The sequence below is a fragment of the Streptomyces sp. NPDC007264 genome, from assembly GCF_042869095.1.
In the GTDB taxonomy this organism is placed as follows: domain Bacteria; phylum Actinomycetota; class Actinomycetes; order Streptomycetales; family Streptomycetaceae; genus Streptomyces.
On the sequence record NZ_JBIAFD010000016.1, the window covers coordinates 169,640 to 187,382 of the forward strand.

The following is a 17,743-nucleotide window of genomic DNA, read 5'->3' on the forward strand; positions in this document are numbered from 1 at the left end:
ACGGCTGCGGTCCTCGGACCGGTCACCGTGCTCGGGATCGACGAGACCCGCCGGGGCCGCATGCCGTGGCACCAGAGCCCGGAAACCGGACGGTGGCAGCCGTGGCAGACCGCTGGCACACGGCTTCGTGGACGCTTTCGGTGTCCAGGACCTGCACGGGCAGGTCGAGGGCCGAACTTCCTTGGACGTGCCGGCCTGCCTCGCCACGACACCGCTCGAATGACGCCGGCAGATCCGCTACGTCGCGATCGACATGTCTGCCGGCCACCGGGCCGTCACTACTGCCGTCAGCGTTCTACACCGCCTGGGGATTTCCAGGAATTCCGAAATCCCGTCAAGCGGCTTCGTCGTGTGGCGTGAGGCTGATGGTCAAGTCGGCGCCCAGTGCATGAGCCAGGCGCCGCAGGAGGGGAAGGGTGGGCACGGTCCCGCCAGCCTCGAAGCGGGAGATCTGCGGCTGCTTCATTCCGCACCGCTCGGCCAGCTCGGCCTGGGACAGCCCGAGTTGGATGCGACGGTCGTGGACGAGTTGCCCGAGCTCGCGGGCGAGTGCGGAAGGTGGCTCCTGCATGGCTCCTCCCCGACTCAGGCTGCTGAGGCGACGATGGTGACGGTAGGCTCGTCTCCGTCGGCGAGGTGCATGTCCACGGTGAGGCCCAAGGCGCGGGCCAGACGCATGATGACCGCGATGGGCGGCAGCTCGGTGGCCGTCTCGATGCTTTCGATGTCATCGACGCCGACGTGCATGCGCTCGGCGAGGTCGGCCTCGCTCAGGCCCAGCTGCTTGCGCCGGTCGTAGACGGCCTTGCCCAGTGTCATGGCAAGGCCTGCCTCTTCGTAGACCCGGTCGTACTCGGGGTCAGCGTCCAGGTGTTCGCCCAGCAGCTGGCGGTGGCGACGGGTCCTCCATTCGCTGTGGTTCATCGGTTCTCCTTGAGGTTGCGGCTGTAGAGGTCGTGTTCGGCGGCGGCTTCATGCTCTGCCTCGCACAATCGCTGTGCGTCGTGAGCTCGGTCCACTTCGAGCTGCTCACGCATCTTGGTCTTGCGGAACACGGTGAGCAGCACGACACGTCGGCCGGGCGCCAGCCAGTAGGCGATCCGCTGATGGGCATCACCCAGGCGGAAGCGCAGCTCGCGAAGCTTGCCGCCCAGGTGGCGGGAGTGCGGTTCGTCGAGTGTGGTGGGCTGCTCGGCCAGCAGGTCGGCGACACGTTCGGCCTGCGTGTAGTGCTGGGCAGGTAGGTTCTCCAGCCACAGTCGTACCTCCGGCTCGATCTCGATCGAGTACCGTTCACCTTGCATAGCATCCATGTTATATGGAGCCCGTGAGATACGGGCGCGTGAGCACGGTTTCGGTCTCCGGTCGTATGGCGCCGCCGCTCGGCACAGGTGAAGGCCAGGAAGTCCTCCAGTTCCTCATCCGACTCGAACATGTCGGCGGCGAGATCATCCATGGAGCGGATCGGCTGGGTTCCCTTTACGGCCGCAGCTCCTCCATGAACGAGCGCGGGTGAAACCCGGCCGGAATGTTCGGCACACATACCGTGAGGGGTGTCGTCACCAGGACGTCGGTGGCATCGGGCGTCGGGGCATCCTCGAAGTACAGTTCGACTGCTTCCCGCAGGTCGACCAGTCTCTCCGCTCCTGGCGGGCTTGGACGTTGTCGCGGTCGGGGTCCCCGGTGGTGATGCGCAAGGGGCGCCGGCGATCAGTCGGTTGACCATTGAGGACATCGAAAGCGGCGACAAGGAGGTACGTCTCCACCTCGGCGACGACCCGTCCAACTGTTCGAGCCCGTCACCCAGCTGACCTGCACTGTCTCCGCGAACCGCAAAGGCCACGCGGCCATCGGCGCCCTGGCACCATCCCCCTGGCTCTTCCCCGGCGACCGGCCCGGATACCCGATCAGCACCACACGGCTGACCCAGCGCCTCAACAACCTCGGCATCCGCCCCAACCAGGCCCGCAGCACCGCGCTCTTCCAGCTCGCCGCCGAGATCCCCGCCGCGGTCCTCGCCCGCACCCTGGGCGTCCACACCGACGTCGCCGTGGCCCGGCTACGGCTCTCCGCGGGCGACCGGGCCACCTACGCCGCCGAGATCAGCCGGCGGGCGGGGCCGACGTGACGCTCCCGGACGGCCACTCCAGGACCGTCAGCTCGGGCCACAGCTCACACCACCGCGCCGCCTTGTTCTCGTAGACCGACCGCAGCGCGAGCACCGGGTTCGGACGAACGACGAGGTTGAACACGTCCGAAAGCCCGTGCGGCGCATACACACGCCACCGGCCGTCGGCCTCCGCACGAACTCCCAGACAGCACGTCGTCGCAGCGAAGCTGTCGATCGCCGCCTCGGTGGAGTCGTACGGCGCACACGCCACCCCGAACTTCTCCTCGTACCAGAGGTGAACCCGTGCCTCGTTCCGGATCTCCACCTCTGCAGGCAGGCCGGCGAAGACCTCCCGCCCCGTCTTGATCACGGCATCCTCCGCCTCCCAGGACAGATCGCCCTCATCGAAGTAGAAGACGTCGTAGTCCTTGATGCCGCTGGTCGGCGGCCTGCCCGTGACCACGTTCCACACGGTCTGGAACAGACACCCCGCCGTCACATACCACTCAGGCAGATCCAACGTCGCAGTCCGGGCCAACACCTCCGTCAGCACATCGTTACGCGACAGCACCGCACGCAGGGACTCAAGCTGCTCGTCGAGAGGAAGGCGGCCGATCACCAACCCTGCCTACCACGGCTCGCCCGCCGGCGGGCGTGCTCGACGTGATCAGCCGCAGAGGACCCTCACCCCCAGAGGCATTCCGACAGTTCCCATACCCGACGTCGTCATTGCACGTCCGAGTCCGCCTCAAGCGCGACGACGGCGACGACCCGTCACTGTGCGGAGCCACCGTCCACTGACCTTGCCGTCAACCACTGCCGTCCCCCAGTACCGCCGTGGGCGTCGGCTGGTCGTTCGGGGGAGTGTGGTCCTGCGGGCAGCCGGGACGATCACTGTCGGCCGGTCGGGACCGTGCGCTGGGAGTACCGTCTGAGTGTTGCCGCAGAACGGAGTTCGCCGTGTCGCAGAGCATCGAGGAGCACGTCGGCGCTCGGGTCGCCCGTATCCGGAAGCAGCGCGGTCTGACGCAGCAGGGACTGGCGATGCGGGCGCACCTGTCGAAGTCGCTGTTGTCGAAGGTCGAGTGCGGGCAGAAACCCGCCTCTCCGGCTCTCGTCGCCGCCTGTGCCCGCGCCCTGGGGGTCTCCACCTCCGATCTGCTGGGGCAGCCGTACACCGAGGAACTGCGTCGGGACCGAATGGACGCGTTGATCCAGCCGATCCGTGAGGGGCTGGAGAACTGGGACATCGCTCTGGACTGGGAGACGGCTCCGCGCCCCGCCGCCTTGATCTGGCCGGATGTCGAGCGGGCTCTGGAGCAGCGCCGTCAGGCGCGGTACACGGACATGGTGCGTGACTTGCCGGCGCTGATCGACGAGTCGGTGCAGGCGGCGCACACAAGTACCGGGGAAGACCAGCGGCTGGCCTACGAGTGTCTGGCGGAGACGTTCCGCTGCGTGTTCACCGTGGCGTGGAAGCTCGGTTTCCTCGATCTGGCGACCGTTGCGCTGGACCGGCTGGCGTGGACCGCGCCGCGCGCCGACGAGCCGGGGCTGGCTGCCATGCATGCCGTCCTGCGTGCGCAGACCACGATGGCGTCGGGTCGGTACGACGTGGGTCTGCGGGTGGTCGACCGGGCTCTGCGGGACCTCGACGGGCAGGAGTCGCGCCGCCCTGCGGGCATTGAGGCGATGCGTGGCATGCTGCACCTGCGCGCCGCGACCATCGCGGGCCGGATGAAGGACCGGGACCATGCCGACGCCCGCCTGGCCGAGGCCCGGGCCCTTGCCCAGGTCACAGGCGAGTTGCCCGACTTCGGCGTCACCTGGGGGCCGGTGAACGTCGGTGTGCACGCTGTGGCCATCGCCTCGGAAGCCGACGACTTCGGGCGGGCGATCGAACTCGCCGAGGAGGTACGCATCCCACGTGGCTGGACCCGCTCCCGGGCCGGGCACCACTGGATGGACCTCGGCCGGGCCCACGCCTGGGCGGGTCACCCGGAACAGGCACTGGACTGCCTGCACCATGCCCGCCGTATCGCCCCGCAGCAGACCCGCTACCACCCGACTGTGCGGGAGACCGTGCTGGCCCTCAAGCGGCACGAGCGAGCACGTAACGGCTCGCTGGCACAGTACGCGGAGTGGGTCGGGATATAGCGGAGTTCCGGCGGGAGAAGTTGCACCCTTCGGTGCAACTGCGATGCCTCACCGGTCGGCAGGCTGACGTCTCGTCAGGACCCCCCGCGACCATTGGGGTCTCCCCTGCTCGAACGAAGTTGAGAGCTTGGGGAAGAACGGTCCGGGGGCATGGCCAACGCTGACAAGGAGCGTCGACGTGCCGCACTGCATCGCCCGCATCTTCGAACCGCCGCTACGGCTGCTGTTGCCCGCGCCGGCCCGCCGTCGCAGATCTGATCGCTCGTCCGCCGGCCTTGCTGTCGTGGCGTCGACCGCATGCCCGCTTCGTGTACCGGCCATCCGGGCACCCTGCGGTAAGGAGATCGGGCTGGTGCGCGCCTACATGGTCGCGCACGAGCGGCGAGAGGCGCAGAAGAGGCACGCTCGGCGCCGCACGCTCCGGCTGACAGCGCGTGGTATCGACCTCGGTTCCGGCCCGATCCGCGCAAGGGAGTTCACAGCATGACGAGCGGGACCGGACAGCTGCGACTGCTGCCGTGGGCCGGGCCCGAGGGCAAGCCGTGTTACCTCGCAGGCGACGGGGCCGGATACCTGTCCCGGCTCGCCGACAACATGGAGTCGACCCAGTTGGGCCTGGCCGGGGAACTCTTCCATGAGGCCAAGCAGGTGCTGGACGAGCGGCAGTGGACGCCGGGCGAACTTCACCTGCTTGCAGTCCAGTTGACTGAGGCACTCGGCAACGTGCACCGCATCGCGGTGAGTCGTGGCGCACGCCTGCCCACACCCACCGACGACGATCTCGACACCGGGGACGACCTGGAGCACGAGGAAGACGGGCAGGACGGTTCGTCTCCGGCCGCCTGCCGTTGACCGCGCCTTGCGCTTCCTGGTCCTGGCCGGGCCGGTAGAGATCCCCGGAGAGCCATGGTTATCCCCGGGTATTCAGCAGAATAGGTGATCTGACGCCCCGCTAGCAGATAGGCGCCGCTGACCTGCGCTGACCTGCGCTGACCTGCGCTGACCTGCGAGGATGCGAGTGTCGAGTTCGTATCCGGTGCAGGAGTCAGGACACCTTTCTGGTGAGCGTGCGACATGAGGTCGCGTGTGGCGAGTGGGTGCTCTTGGAGAGGGGGTCGGCGATGGTGCCGACGACAGGGTAGTCCCGGGTCCGTGTCCGATGACCCGTCCCCACCTGGACGTGCGTCGCTGGTAACGGCGGGGTGCGGAGCTCCGGGGAGAAGCCCAAGAGCCTTCGTTCCATCCGAGGACGACAGGCAAGGGGAAGGCCGGACGGGCGAACGCAAGTGAACCCTCGATGACGTCCCGTGAGAAGAGAGCCCCGCCGATGGGATGCGGCCGCGGGGTGCAGGGCGAGCCGCTGCGAAGCGGCAGGCGCCAGGTGAATCGCCCCGGGTTTGATGGAGACATCGAAGACCCGGAAGGATGCCGGTCATGGCTGCTCCCCGTAAGTACCCCGACGAACTGCGTGAGCGCGCGACGCGTCTGGCGGTCGAAGCCTGCAAGGACCCGGTCGGCCGAGCCGGGGCGATCAAGCGCATTGCCGACCAGTTGGACGTGCACCCCGAGGCCCTGCGGGGGTGGGTGAAGCGGGCAGAGACCGACGAGGGCATCGTGCCCGGGACCACCAGCGCCGAGGCCGCCCGGATCGCGGCGTTCACCACCTGCTGGCAACGGCTGACCGCCCTGCCCGCCGTCACCTGACGACCACCCCGACAGCCCCAACAAGACAGGAAGGAGCAGTCCCGAACGACGTCCGGGTGCCGTGGAACCCCGGCGCAGCCGCAGCGACACGCGAAGGCCCCGCCCGTGATCACGCGGGACAAACAGGGCGAACCATCAACCTCATCAGGCAATCGCGACCGCTGATGAATCGAGGTTAAAGATCAAGAATTCAGCTCGCCCGCCACTCCTCAATAGAATCAATCAGTCGTGCCGCTGTCCGTTCATCTCTCCATGAACCCACTCGACACACTCGGGTCGATCACCAGTTCCAAGTCGACAGAACTCCTCAAGTGCGGCCCGAATCTGATCGAGTGGCAGAGTGCTTCTGGGGTCAAAGAAATACGGGATCCCAGGGTCGGACACGACACGTGGATCGAAAACCGGAGGACTTGGGTTATTGGAAACCCAAATATGCTCCGAAATATCGCCTTTTGCCACACGTTCTTGAGTTGCGAACCAAACGAGCCCGCCGTAACCAGTACTCGAGTTGACTGCGACCTGAAGCGTGTTGTCGGGCCACCAGTCGCGCACGGACTCGGAATGGCGCCCGTCCGCGAACATCAACGATGCTACCTCTCCCGGGCTGATCCAGGGCTCGTCACGACGCTCTGATCGCAGATTCTCCATGACCTCGGTAATTACCTCAGCCTTTTCTGGCCGGCTTTCTGCATAGAAATATCGACCATGGATCACTGCATTCAAAATCACGGTGTGGCGGCCCTTCCTGGAATGACTACTGGCTTTGTTGCGCCAGGGTACCATACGGTCATCGTTGAGCCTTCGGGCAAAATTGATCTCACTGCGCTTTGGCACCCATACATGCCGCCACATACGCCCTCGGCATTATTCATAACAACCGTTGCGTTGGTTACCTTGTTTTGTCGCATCCACATTGCGTATTGCGCTTCAACGTGCTGTGACGCCGGGTAGCGCGCAGCCTTCGGATGAATAGGGGCGCCATGTTGCCTCAGGTATATATCGGTAGCTTCAACGAGGTGACTGCTGCCGCCAGCTTCTATCTCGCGATGGATGGAATTTCCAGATGAATCGAAGATTCGACCGGTCGTCACGCGCTTAGAGGAAAGTTCACCCAGTACGCCCTCAACATCAACGGAGCGCATCAGCCCGGTCCTCGGCAACCCTCCTTCGCGCATTCCGAAGATTGCAGCGAGAGCACTAGGGGCTTGGTAGGCGTCGCTGTTGATGTCATAGCCGTGGCTTGCGATCCAGTTGTCGAACTGTGCTCCATAGTCGCAGCCGGGCGCTCCTGGGTCACCATCTCCACGGCAGTCGCTGTCGAAGATCCAGCCGCCGTACTCGGCCATGTGCGGGAAGTTGCTGATCGCCCCGTAGAAGGTCTCGCCGACGCCAGAGCAGACGCTGGCTAGGAATCCCCAGGATGCACACCCTTCCGATTTCCCCGAACTCTGTTTGGCTGTCTTGCCGCCGCCACTGTTGTAGGACTGACCCTGTTCTGCATACGTTGCGCTGGAGGATTTCTTCGGCTTTCCGGGGACTTGTCCGGGAGTCGTGTTCTCATAGTCGGGGCCGGGGCGGGTGGGACAGTCGATGTCCGGGCACAGGCCGGAGGGGTCGCTCTTGGTGACGGGGTTGTTGTTGGCGTAGGCGTACCCGTTCATCTGCAGCGGGTCTGCGATGTCGATGATCGGGTCCGCGGAGAGGAAGTGGCCGGAGTTCTGGTCGTACTCGCGGGCGCCGATGTGGGTGAGGCCGGTGGTGGCGTCGTCGATGCCCACACCCAGGTAGCTGCGCTTGTTGGGCCAGGTGGACGGCTTGGTGCCGCGGAGTTCGCCGTACGGCTTGAAGGCGCGGCGTGTGACCGGCTGGGTGCCGGACAGTTCGACCGTCGTGTTCGCCGTGCCGAGGTGGTCGGCGATGAGGACGTTGAGCTTGTGGCCCGTCGTGGAGCCGTTGCTCGTGGTGCGGACGACCGTGGGGGCGCCGGCCTGGGCGTAGGAGCGGGAAGCGCGGGTGATCTTGCCCGTGGCGTCCGTGGTCAGTTCCGTCTCGCCCAGGTACAGGGTCGAGCCGGACGGCGAGTTCTCCAGGAGGCGGTTGCCGTCGGCGTCGTAGACGTACGTCGTCTTCTTGCCGCCGACGGTGACGGAGTCGGGCTTGTTCTCCGGCGACCAGGCCAGATCCTGCGTCGTGCCGGGCAGGGCCCTGGTCAGGGTGTTGCCGGTGGCGTCGTACGTGTAGGTGCTGTCTTTGCCGGACGGGTCGGAGGTGATGCCCGTCATGGTGTGCGGCTGGGTCTTGTACCCCGGGGTCGTGCCGTTCGCGGGGACCGTCTTGCCGTATCCGTAGGTGTACGCGACGTTCTTCGTCGCGTCCGCCGTGTCGTGCTCGGTCATCGTGGCGCGGTTGCCGAGCCAGTCGAAGGTGAACGACTGGCGGTAGGCCGTCGCGCCGGTCGACACCGTCGTCGCGTCGGGGGCCGCCGCCGAGAGGGAGGAGGTCAGCGCGCTGTCCGGTGTCGACGTGTCCGACACCTCGTCCGGGGCGTCGGCAATCGGACCTGTGGAGGCCGCGTAGTCGGTGCGGTAGCCCCATGTGGTGCCCGTGGACGCCTTGCAGCCCGTGCCGTTGCCGTCCGGTGTGATGCTCGACGTCCAGGCGTGCGCCAGCTCGCCCATCACGTCGTACGTGAAGCACTGGGTGTCCCAGGGGTCGCCGGCCGCGCCGCCCAGCTTGCGGGCGTTGGAGGTGATGGTGCCCGAAGTGTCGTAGGAGTAGTAGCTGTCCGTGATGCGGTGGGACTCCGACTCGCGGTCCGTCACCGTGCGCTGGAGGCTGCCCGTGTGCGGGTCGACGAAGTTCGTGGTCCAGACGCGGTAGGGCTGGGATCCGGAGACCGTCCGCAGCACCTCGCCGTAGGGGGAGTAGGTGGCGTCGGCCGTGTACCAGGTCAGGCCGGAGGTCGACTCCGGCAGACCGTCACCGGAGTAGCGGGTGACGACCTTCTCCTTCGCCAGGCCCCCCGCGGCGGGCATCGTGACCGTCTGCGGCTTGCCCGTGGGCGTGTAGGTGTAGGCGTAGGAGTACGTGCCGGCCAGGCCGGTGGTCATCGAGTTGGCCGGGACGACCGTCTCGCTGCCGGTGGGGTGGTAGTCGGCGTCGTAGCCCGTGACGCGGTTGATGTAGTCACCGTCGGCGGTGTGCCGGACGGAGGCTGAGAGCCTGCCGATACCGCCGGGGGTGTCGTCGTAGGAGTACTCCTTGACAGGGGTCGCGGTCGCGGAGCCCTGCCGGACGTACTTCACGCGGCTCAGGGCGTCGTATTCGGTGAAGGTTTCCTGCTGGCGCGCGTTCCTGACGCGATAGGGACGGTCGGCCTCGTCGTACCAGGTGTCGGTGGTGCCGGTGTCGGGGTCGGTGGCGGATGTGACCCGGCCGCGGGCGTCGTACGTGTACGACCAGACGTTGCCCGCGGGGTCGGTGACGGTGCTGCGGTTGCCCCTGGCGTCGTACGCGTACGTCGTCGTGCGGCCGGCCGTGGAGGCGGGGTCGTCCTGGGTGAAGTGCTTGAGGGAGACCACACGGCCGAGTGCGTCGTAGTCCGTACGGGTCCTCGGCGTCGTCGATCCCGCCGGGTCCACGGAGGTGCTGGTGAAGCCGTATTCGGTCTTCCTCGCGTACTTGAAGACGCCTGCGTGGTAGGCCGAGGCGCGGACCTCACGCTCCAGGCCGTCGTAGCGGTGCTTGGTCGAGCTGGGGATCAGGGTCTTCGACGTGGGAGCGAAGAGATTCGTCTCCGGCTCGCCCTTCGCCAGGTACGCACCGGTCTTCTCATCGACCAGTCCGTGGTCGTCGTACGTGGTGTCCACGATGATCCGACCGGGGCCATGGGCTTCGGCCTGCGTCTGGACCTCACGCATCAGGCCGTCGTAGAGGGTGACCTCGGAGGAGTAGGAGCCGTCGTCCCTGAGGGTGTCGACGGTCACGGCGGCGGGCCGGCTCTTGTCCTTCGTGGCGATCGCCGGCCGGTAGTCGATCACGACGTTCGGCGACTTTCCGCCCGAGGAGCGCGACGGGGACCAGCCCTTCACCAGGCGGCCGAGGGCGTCGTACTCGTTGCGGCTGACGCGGCCGTTGGGGTCGGTGACCGTCAGGGCCAGGCCTCGACCCGGGTCGAAGGTCGTGGTGGTGGCCCGCTCCTGGGCGTCGATCGACTTGACCTGGGTGACCGGCCCGCCCTCGTCCGCGGGGGTGTACTCGGTCCTGCTCGTGCCGGATCCGGGCGTCGTGACGGTGCGTACCCGGCCGAGTGGGTCGTAGCTGGTCCTGGTGACGACCATGCCGGGCTTGCCGTCGCCGTCGTTCGATGCCTGCGCGGTGAGCAGGCCCTTGGTCGGTGTGGCGTCGTCGGCGAGGTTGTCGTAGGTGTTGCGCACCTGGGCCTTGAGCTGGGTTGCCGGGTCCGCGGTCGCCTGTGCCGCGCACGACGTCGCCGTGGTGCGCTGCTCCTTGGGCAGGCCGATGAGCCATGCCGTCGTGTTGTGCACGTACGTCGTCACCGTGCACGTCCGGTCGGACAGCGTCTCGCCGGTGCCGTCGGGCTTGACGACGGCTGTCTCGACCTGGGTCGGCAGGCCGTAGGTGTCGTCGACCGTGGTGAGGGTGCGGACGGCCCGCCAGTGGCCGTCGTTGTCCAGGGTCTGGATCTCGTCCGTGCGCTTGACGCCGGTACGGTGGGCGAGCAGCGGGTCCGCGGCGGTGCCGTCTTCGTTCTCCCGGGACCGGGACGCGGTCTGCTGGGACCACGGGTAGTTCAGGGTGCGCTTGACGGCCTGGCCGTCGGAGTCCCGGTACGTGATGGTCTCCGCGGTCATGCCGGCGTACTGCGGTGCGTCGTCCGACAGCAGTGTGTAGGTGCCCGTGGAGTCCTTGACCGCGCCACCGGTGCCCCGGAAATAGCGGGTCACGGACCGCGACTGGGACTGCGGGTCGCCCTGCTCGGAGATCAACTCGCTGCCCTTGGTGACCGTGACCCGCCGGTATCCGCGCCAGTCGCTGTACGTGCGCAGCGCGGGACGGGTGAACTCGTCGTCGCTCTTCGCCCAGGCCGGGCCCGAGTACTCGTACTTCGAGACGATCGGCTTGCCGTGCGAGGTCACCTTGTCGGTCTGGGTGACAGAGTCGACGACGTACTTGTTGAACCACGCCTTCGCCGGGGTCTTCTCGTCCCCGTCGGGCGACCAGCGGACCGGGTAGCAGGTCTCGTTGGCCTTGCCCTTGTCCTCCGCCGGCTCGGTCGGGCAGCCGCCGGTGTACTCGACTTCGATGTCACCGCCGTACTCGGTGGAGACGGTGCCGATGCGGGGGCGGGTGAAGCCGGGGCGCTGGTCGCTCTCGCCGGTGCGCACCAGGTTCGGCAGCTGACGGTCCTTCAGCCAGGTCCTCAGCGGCGAGGTGGAACCGACCGTGTACTCCGCGAAGCTGATGCCGTCCTCGGACTGGAGGGTGCCGGTGGTGTCGCCGGGCGCGTAGCCGGTGCGCGTGATCGAGTTCAGCCACAGGCCGGGCGTGGTGTCGTACCAGTCCTCCGGGAAGGACTGGTGGAGCGTGTACGTGTCGACGGGGCCCAGGCCGGTCTGTCCCGCCCGCGCGGCCTTCGTCGTCACCGTGTCCAGGCGCAGCTGTGTCCAGAAGGACGGGAAGGGCGGGCACAGCTTGGAGTCGGACTTGCAGTTGAGGTTGCCGGGAGTGTCCCACCAGGGGCGGTAGGCGCCCGGGTCGTCGGTCTTGGCGAAGTCGGCCGCGGCGCAGGCCGTTTCGGATGTCAGGCAGCGCTGCTTGACACCGAAGGTGACGGTCGCCGACGGGGTGGTCAGCGCGTTGGTGCGCAGGCCGTATTCGATCGAGGACGGGTAGGCGTAACGGTCGTACTTCTCAGGTGACTTGAACTTCTTCCGGACGGCGTAGTAGTTCGTCTCCTGGTTCCAGTTGACGATCATGGCGTTGCCGTTGACGTCGACGATCTTGTCCAGGCCCCAGCGCCAGGCCTGCTGCTTCCCCGCGCCGCAGCGCGAGTCGGCGAAGGCGTCGGCATGGCAGGGCTCGCCGGGGTGGTTGCCGAAGACGGGGACCGTGGAGACCGATTCGGTGTCGGGGTGGCCGCCGCCCACGCTGTTCAGGCCGTAGTAGTACCGGGTGCCGTCGGTGGTCGTGACGACCCAGTACTCGCCGTTGTTGTCGTCGTTGGTTCCGCCCACCCGGTGCTCGACCCGGGTGCCGTCGTCCTGCTGGGGGCGGTAGAGCTCGGTGTCCTGCTCGGGGTCGCTGCCGGAGGCGGCGTCCCGGACCAGTTCGGTGGTCTTGCCGGCCAGGGACATCACGGCGTTGTAGGACACCCAGCACTGGTCGGACGTCTTGTCCTTCTTGGCGGTGTTGTTGGGGGTGCCCGCCGCGAGCGTCTTGCGGTCGTCCTGGCAGGAGCGGTAGCGGCGCTCGATGGAGCCGGGATCGTAGGACCAGCCCTCGCCGATCCAGGACGCCTGCGGCGAGGAGACCGCGGTACGGCCGTCCACGGTCTGGGAGCTGTAGTCGAAGGAGATCCGGGGAGCGGGGCCCGCCGGCGGACTCGGCACGGTCAGCGGGTAGGACCAGGTGAAGGCACCCGACGATCCGCCGGCCTCCCACTTGCCGTCGGAGGCGAGCGGCGTCGCCTTGAAGGTGCCGCCGCGGCTGCCACCGGAGTCGACGGCACCGACAACCGCAGTGCTGCTGCCGGTTGCCACGGATGTCGCCGAGGTGGAGGTCCGGTAGGCGGCCTGGACGACTCCGGAGCGCGCGGTGGACGACGAGGTCGTCGAGGCGGGGGTCACCGTGCCGTCGGCGGCCGGGTCGACGGTGGCGGTGAGGGACTGCGACGCCGTGTCGTTGGTCGTCTCGAGTTCCTCGTACGTCTGGCACGCCTCGTCGTCCGGCGTCGTCAGGTAGCAGTCGGGGAACTGGACGAAGCGCAGGCGGGAGGCCCAGTCGGCGCCGTAGAGGCTCTTGAACCCGGAGTAGTCGAGCTGGACGGAAACCGGAACCGACCCGGTGTCCGGGGCCTGCACCACCAGCACGGCGCCGTCCACGCCCTGGCTCACGGCGGAGGCGCGGTCCGGGATGGTGACCTGCCAAGTGCCCGTCGGCGTCGGCTGGTCGGGGGCCTGGCCGAGACTCACGGGCAGGGTGCCGACGGGGGTCAGGGCTGCCTGCTCCACCGTGGCGGCGGCGGTACGGACCGAGGCCGTGGTCGTGGTCGAACCGAAGGTGACCGAGTCCGTCAGATTCGAGGGCGGGGTCGTCGTTCCGGTCGGCGGGGCGAGGAGGTTCGGCGGGACCTCCGCCTTCAGGGTGTCCACACGGGGGCCGGCGTCCTGGCCGGGCACCGGGACATCACGTTCCAGGTCCTCCAAGGCCAGCGTTTCCTCGCGTCCGACCTCCGCCTGTGAGGGATCCGGCGGCAGCGCCAGGGACTGCGCGGGCAGCAAACCGACCAGCAACGCGGCCGCCGTGACCGGTATGGCGGTGCGCGTGAGGGGGCGCTTGCGGGCATGCGAGAGTCGACCGAACACGACGAGGTCCCCCCGGACCACTTGAAGCGGGACCGGTGAAGGACCACGCGTGACGATGTATCAGACAGTGGGGATTCTGTGATCTACCTGTGAGGAAACGCCAGAGACGGCAGGGGTATGTGATCATCATCACGCCGTGTAACGCATCGCTACGCATCGAATACACCTGAAGACGAGAAAGGACTTCAGATGTGATTGACTCGCGCTTTACCCTCGATTGGGGCGTGCGTAGGCGTTGTCAGGCAAACGGTCTGTGATTTTGGTGAGATAGGCGAGGTTTCCCCCCTTTGATCATGCGGCGATTCGCGCCCTGCCCGGATACCCGGGCCGCCATCGAGGGGCCGGCGCGACCGGTTTCACATCTCGCACGCAACTCCCCTGTCAAGTGACGACAGTTCCCTCATAGGCCATCATCGGCTCGCCCGGCCGCGACCCGTCGCGCGTCGGCTCCGAGGGGGAACGAGGGGGAAGGGGAACCCGCCCGATGACGCGCAACTGGCGCCGAGCGCCCGGCCGTCGGGCCGGCGCGGCGCTGCTGGCCACGGCGCTCACCACGACCGGCATCGTCTACGCAGGGCTCCGTCTGGGCGGCGATGCCCACCACGGGGGTGGCAACGAGCGGCACACCAGCACCGTCACCGAGGCTGCCGCCCTCACCGAGGCGGCCCGGACCGGCAAGGCCGTCGAGGTGACCGCCGCCCGTACCGCGCGCTCCACGACCTGGGCCCGCCCCGACGGTCTCATGATGAAGCGGCTCTACTCCTCGCCCATCCGTGCCAAGGTGGGCGGCGAGTGGAAGAGGATCGACCCGAGCCTGCGCCGCACCGAGGACGGCTGGGAGCCGAAGGCCACCAACACCCGCATGGTGTTCTCGGCCGGCTCCGAAGGGCACGACGAGCAGCGTGCTTCCCGCTCGACCGCGCGCCGCGTCTCCCTGGTGAAGGGCGCGGCCACGGACGACACCGGAACTCCGCTGGTCACCCTGCATGTCGGCGGTGGCCACGACATCCAGCTCACCTGGCCGGGCCCTGTCCCCACACCCGTCATCGACGGCAATCGCGCGCTGTATCCGGACATCTTTCCCGGCGGCGACCTCGTGCTCACCGCCGACGACGACGGCTTCGCGCAGCTTGTGGTACTGAAGACCCGTCAGGCGGCTTCCGACCCGCATGCTCAGCAGCTGGCGTACGGGCTGCACTCCGCTGACCTCACCTTCCGGCTGAATCCGACCTCGGGTGTGGTCGGCGCCGAGGACGCCGATGGCGCCGAGGTCGCCGTCTCGCCCACCCCGCTGATGTGGGACAGCAGCGGGATGCCGGCCGTCACCGACAGCACCGTGGGCGCGACCGCCCAACCGACCGCGTCCGAGAGCCCCGCCCCGTCCGACTCCGCGGGATCCTCCCCCAGCGACAGCCCCGCCGCGACGGAAGATCCCGTCGACTCCGACGAGCAGGGCGACACCGACGTCGAGCAACTGCCCTCGGCCAGTGACAGCCCGGTGCAGGCCCCGTCCGAATCCCCACTGCCGTCCGCGCCGCCGGAGCCGACGCCCGTCCCCTCGCAGACGGGCTCGGCAACAACGCTCGGTCTGCCCTCACTCGACGGGCCCTCACCCGACTCGCACGGCGCCCTCGTCGAGGCCGACCTGTCCGCGGGCAGGTGGACGCTCGCCCCCGACCAGGACTTCCTGGCCGACCCGTCGACCACGTACCCGGTGTTCATCGATCCCTCGATCAAGAAGCACACCCAGAACTGGACCACCGCCTACGACCGCTTCCCCAACGCCACCTTCTACAACGGCAAGGGCTTCAACAAGGGCGGCACCCATGAGGCCCGGGTCGGCTTCGAGTCCGACACGTGGGGCACCTCCCGGTCGTTCTTCAACGTCTCCTTCGACAAGGGCCTGAAGGGTGCGAAGATCACCACCGCCAAGCTGCGGGTGCTGGAGACCTACTCCTGGTCCTGCAGCGACCGCTCGATGAGCGTGCATCTCACGGGAGAGATCGACCCCCACACCAACTGGAAGAACGCCCCCAGGCTGAACGACGGCAACAAGCTGGCCACCAAGAGCTTCGCCCACGGCTACAAGTCCGGCTGCCGCGACGCCTTCGAGACCTTCGACGTGAGGAGCGGTGCCCAGAAAGCCGCCGACCAGGGGAAGGACGGCATCACCTTCGGGATGCGCGCCCGCGACGAGAACGCGCAGTATGCCTGGAAGAAGTTCCAGGCCGACGGCGACTACGCACCCGTGCTCGAACTGGTCTACAACCGCAAGCCGTCCATCGTCTCCGACTCCCTCGACCTCGGCCCGGACGGCAAGTGCACCACCAGCAAGCCGTACGTCCGCATGGGCTCCGGTGACCTGACCTTCATCGCCAAGGCCACCGACAAGGACAGCAACCTCGATTACTTCGACTTCGACATGTGGCCGACCGGCCAGTGGGACACCACCGGAGACCTGCTGAAGTCCACCGGCAAGGTCTCCGTGGGTGCCGACACCGGCACCGCGCTGGGCACCACATCCGGGTTCTCCACGAGCAGCCTCAAGGACGGTGTCACCTACTCCTGGCGAGTGCGGGCGGTCGACGACGCCGGCACCACGTCCTCCTGGTACCCGAAGACGCCCTGCCGGTTCGTCCTCGACACCACCGCGCCCCGCCCGCCCGTTGTGAGCTCCACCGACTTCCCCGACGCGGACCGCAACCAGAACGGCTTCGGCAACGACGGCGAGGACGCCAACTGGAGCACCAAGAAGTTCGGCACGCCCGGCTCCTTCACGGTGCGCGCCCTGGACACCGACGTCGTGCGCTACGAGTACGGCTTCAACTCGGCGTCCTACACAGGCACCATCTCACGCCTGCGTGGAGCTCCCGTCCTGGTCTTCAACACCATCGCCGACGCCAAGCCCCCGACCGCCGGGCCCAACGTCCTCTATGTCCGCACGGTCGACGCCGCCGGGAACGTCTCCGAACCGACGAGGTACTTCTTCTACGTCACCCCACGCGACCAGGCCGACGCGCCCGGTGACTTCACGGGGGACAAGCTGCCCGACCTGATGACGGTCACCGAGGGCGGCAACCTCGCCCTCTACCCCTCGCAGTCCGACAAGGACGTCCTCAAGGGCACCGGCGACCTGGACTACTCGATGCCCGGCGCCTACCGGGCCAACCCCGACAAGGATCCCAACGGCGACAATCTGCCACCGTATGTGGCCGCGCCGAGTGGCCACTTCAAGGGCGCCCTGATCACTCACAACGGCGACATCTACGGCGGCGACGGCCTTCAGGACCTCGTCGTCCGGGTCGAGGGCAGGCTCTGGGTCTACCCCGGCGACGGCTACGGCGCGGTCGACATCGACAAACGCCGGGAGATCCTCCTGCCCGAGGGAGCGCCCGGTCCTGCGGACCTCACCCAGATCGTCGCCGCCGGCGACATCACCGGCGACGGCCGCACGGACTTCCTCGCCACCGTCGGCGACGCGTTGTGGGCCTTCACCGGATACCACGGCGCCACCGTCGACCAGGCCGTCCGGCTGACGTCTTCTCCTTGGGCCGACCGTGACCTGGTGACCGTCCAGGACGTGAGCGGCGACGGCGTCGCCGACATCGTCTACCGCACCGATGCCTCCGGGCAGCTCAAGCTGCGCAAGGGCATCGCCGCGAGCGGCGGCGGAGTCGACCTGAACTCGCTGGCCATCGCGGCCAATTCCGCCGGCGGTGCCGACACCGTGTTCGGCAGCGGTGGCTGGTACAGCAGCAGCATGCCGTTCCTGTTCGGAACTCCCGACGCCGACAACGACGGGATTCCCGACATCTGGGCGGTACGGTCCGACGGCTCCGTACGGTTCTACGCACCCAGCAGGACCGACACCGGCTCCGGCACCGAGGTCGTCGGCCCCACCACCTGGTGGAAGACGCGCATCGCCGTGGGGTGAGGCCGCCGGGGCGGGTGAACGGGGGCAGGGCCCCTCGTGCGTCGCCACCCGCCGTGAGCGCGGGGAAAATTGAGCGGCGCCCGGGAGACCGGTCGTTCATCCGGTCTGCCGGGCGCCTGGTGTGTGGGGTGGGTGGGGGTGGGGGTGGGGGTGTCAGTCCTTGATGTCGCAGATGGTGGCGCCGGAGGTGAGGGAGGCGCCGACTTCGGCGTTGAGGCCCTTGATGGTGCC

Annotated in this window: 11 protein-coding genes; 5 read left to right on the forward strand and 6 right to left on the reverse strand. The window is 67.8% G+C overall.

What is annotated here, in order from left to right:
• Positions 1 to 334: 334 nt before the first annotated feature.
• The 3 genes from ACFYMU_RS25785 to ACFYMU_RS25795 are packed head-to-tail and all read right to left on the reverse strand — an operon-like array spanning position 335 to position 1,304.
• Positions 335 to 589: a helix-turn-helix domain-containing protein gene (locus ACFYMU_RS25785; protein WP_388377628.1), complete on the reverse strand. Its 255-nt coding sequence runs from the start codon at positions 587 to 589 to the stop codon at positions 335 to 337.
• The gene (locus ACFYMU_RS25790; protein ID WP_388377591.1) at positions 586 to 924 is read right to left on the reverse strand and encodes a helix-turn-helix domain-containing protein; all 339 of its coding nucleotides are present in this window, start codon (positions 922 to 924) and stop codon (positions 586 to 588) included. Before ACFYMU_RS25790 ends, ACFYMU_RS25785 begins: the two co-directional genes overlap by 4 nt.
• Complete coding sequence (locus tag ACFYMU_RS25795; protein WP_388377594.1) at positions 921 to 1,304, reverse strand: type II toxin-antitoxin system RelE/ParE family toxin; 384 nt, start codon at positions 1,302 to 1,304, stop codon at positions 921 to 923. The genes ACFYMU_RS25790 and ACFYMU_RS25795 overlap by 4 nt, the downstream gene beginning before the upstream one ends.
• Positions 1,305 to 1,342: 38 nt before the next feature.
• On the opposite strand from ACFYMU_RS25795, the gene ACFYMU_RS25800 reads away from it, so the two are divergent.
• Positions 1,343 to 1,516, forward strand: a complete 174-nt coding sequence (locus tag ACFYMU_RS25800; protein WP_388377597.1) for a hypothetical protein — start codon at positions 1,343 to 1,345, stop codon at positions 1,514 to 1,516.
• Between the two features lie 586 nt (positions 1,517 to 2,102).
• On the opposite strand, the gene ACFYMU_RS25805 is transcribed toward ACFYMU_RS25800, so the two are convergent.
• A complete protein-coding gene (locus ACFYMU_RS25805) occupies positions 2,103 to 2,729 on the reverse strand; it encodes a nucleotidyltransferase family protein (RefSeq protein ID WP_388377600.1) in 627 nt (208 codons plus the stop codon).
• Positions 2,730 to 3,070: 341 nt separating this feature from the next.
• Here ACFYMU_RS25805 and ACFYMU_RS25810 point away from each other — a divergent pair, with 341 nt between their 5' ends.
• The 3 genes from ACFYMU_RS25810 (at position 3,071) to ACFYMU_RS25820 (ending at position 5,971) form a co-directional block, all read left to right on the forward strand.
• The gene (locus tag ACFYMU_RS25810; RefSeq protein ID WP_388377603.1) at positions 3,071 to 4,267 is read left to right on the forward strand and encodes a helix-turn-helix domain-containing protein; all 1,197 of its coding nucleotides are present in this window, start codon (positions 3,071 to 3,073) and stop codon (positions 4,265 to 4,267) included.
• A gap of 483 nt (positions 4,268 to 4,750) precedes the next feature.
• Positions 4,751 to 5,119: a hypothetical protein gene (locus tag ACFYMU_RS25815; RefSeq protein ID WP_388377606.1), complete on the forward strand. Its 369-nt coding sequence runs from the start codon at positions 4,751 to 4,753 to the stop codon at positions 5,117 to 5,119.
• Positions 5,120 to 5,701: 582 nt separating this feature from the next.
• The gene (locus ACFYMU_RS25820) at positions 5,702 to 5,971 is read left to right on the forward strand and encodes a transposase (RefSeq protein ID WP_388377608.1); all 270 of its coding nucleotides are present in this window, start codon (positions 5,702 to 5,704) and stop codon (positions 5,969 to 5,971) included.
• Positions 5,972 to 6,193: 222 nt separating this feature from the next.
• On the opposite strand, the gene ACFYMU_RS25825 is transcribed toward ACFYMU_RS25820, so the two are convergent.
• Both ACFYMU_RS25825 and ACFYMU_RS25830 read right to left on the reverse strand, forming a co-directional pair.
• Entirely contained in the window at positions 6,194 to 6,754 is a 561-nt protein-coding gene (locus ACFYMU_RS25825) for an Imm1 family immunity protein (protein ID WP_388377610.1), read from the reverse strand.
• Complete coding sequence (locus ACFYMU_RS25830) at positions 6,697 to 13,578, reverse strand: DddA-like double-stranded DNA deaminase toxin (RefSeq protein WP_388377612.1); 6,882 nt, start codon at positions 13,576 to 13,578, stop codon at positions 6,697 to 6,699. The genes ACFYMU_RS25825 and ACFYMU_RS25830 overlap by 58 nt, the downstream gene beginning before the upstream one ends.
• A gap of 484 nt (positions 13,579 to 14,062) precedes the next feature.
• Here ACFYMU_RS25830 and ACFYMU_RS25835 point away from each other — a divergent pair, with 484 nt between their 5' ends.
• Entirely contained in the window at positions 14,063 to 17,512 is a 3,450-nt protein-coding gene (locus ACFYMU_RS25835; RefSeq protein WP_388377614.1) for a DNRLRE domain-containing protein, read from the forward strand.
• Positions 17,513 to 17,743 lie beyond the last annotated feature (231 nt).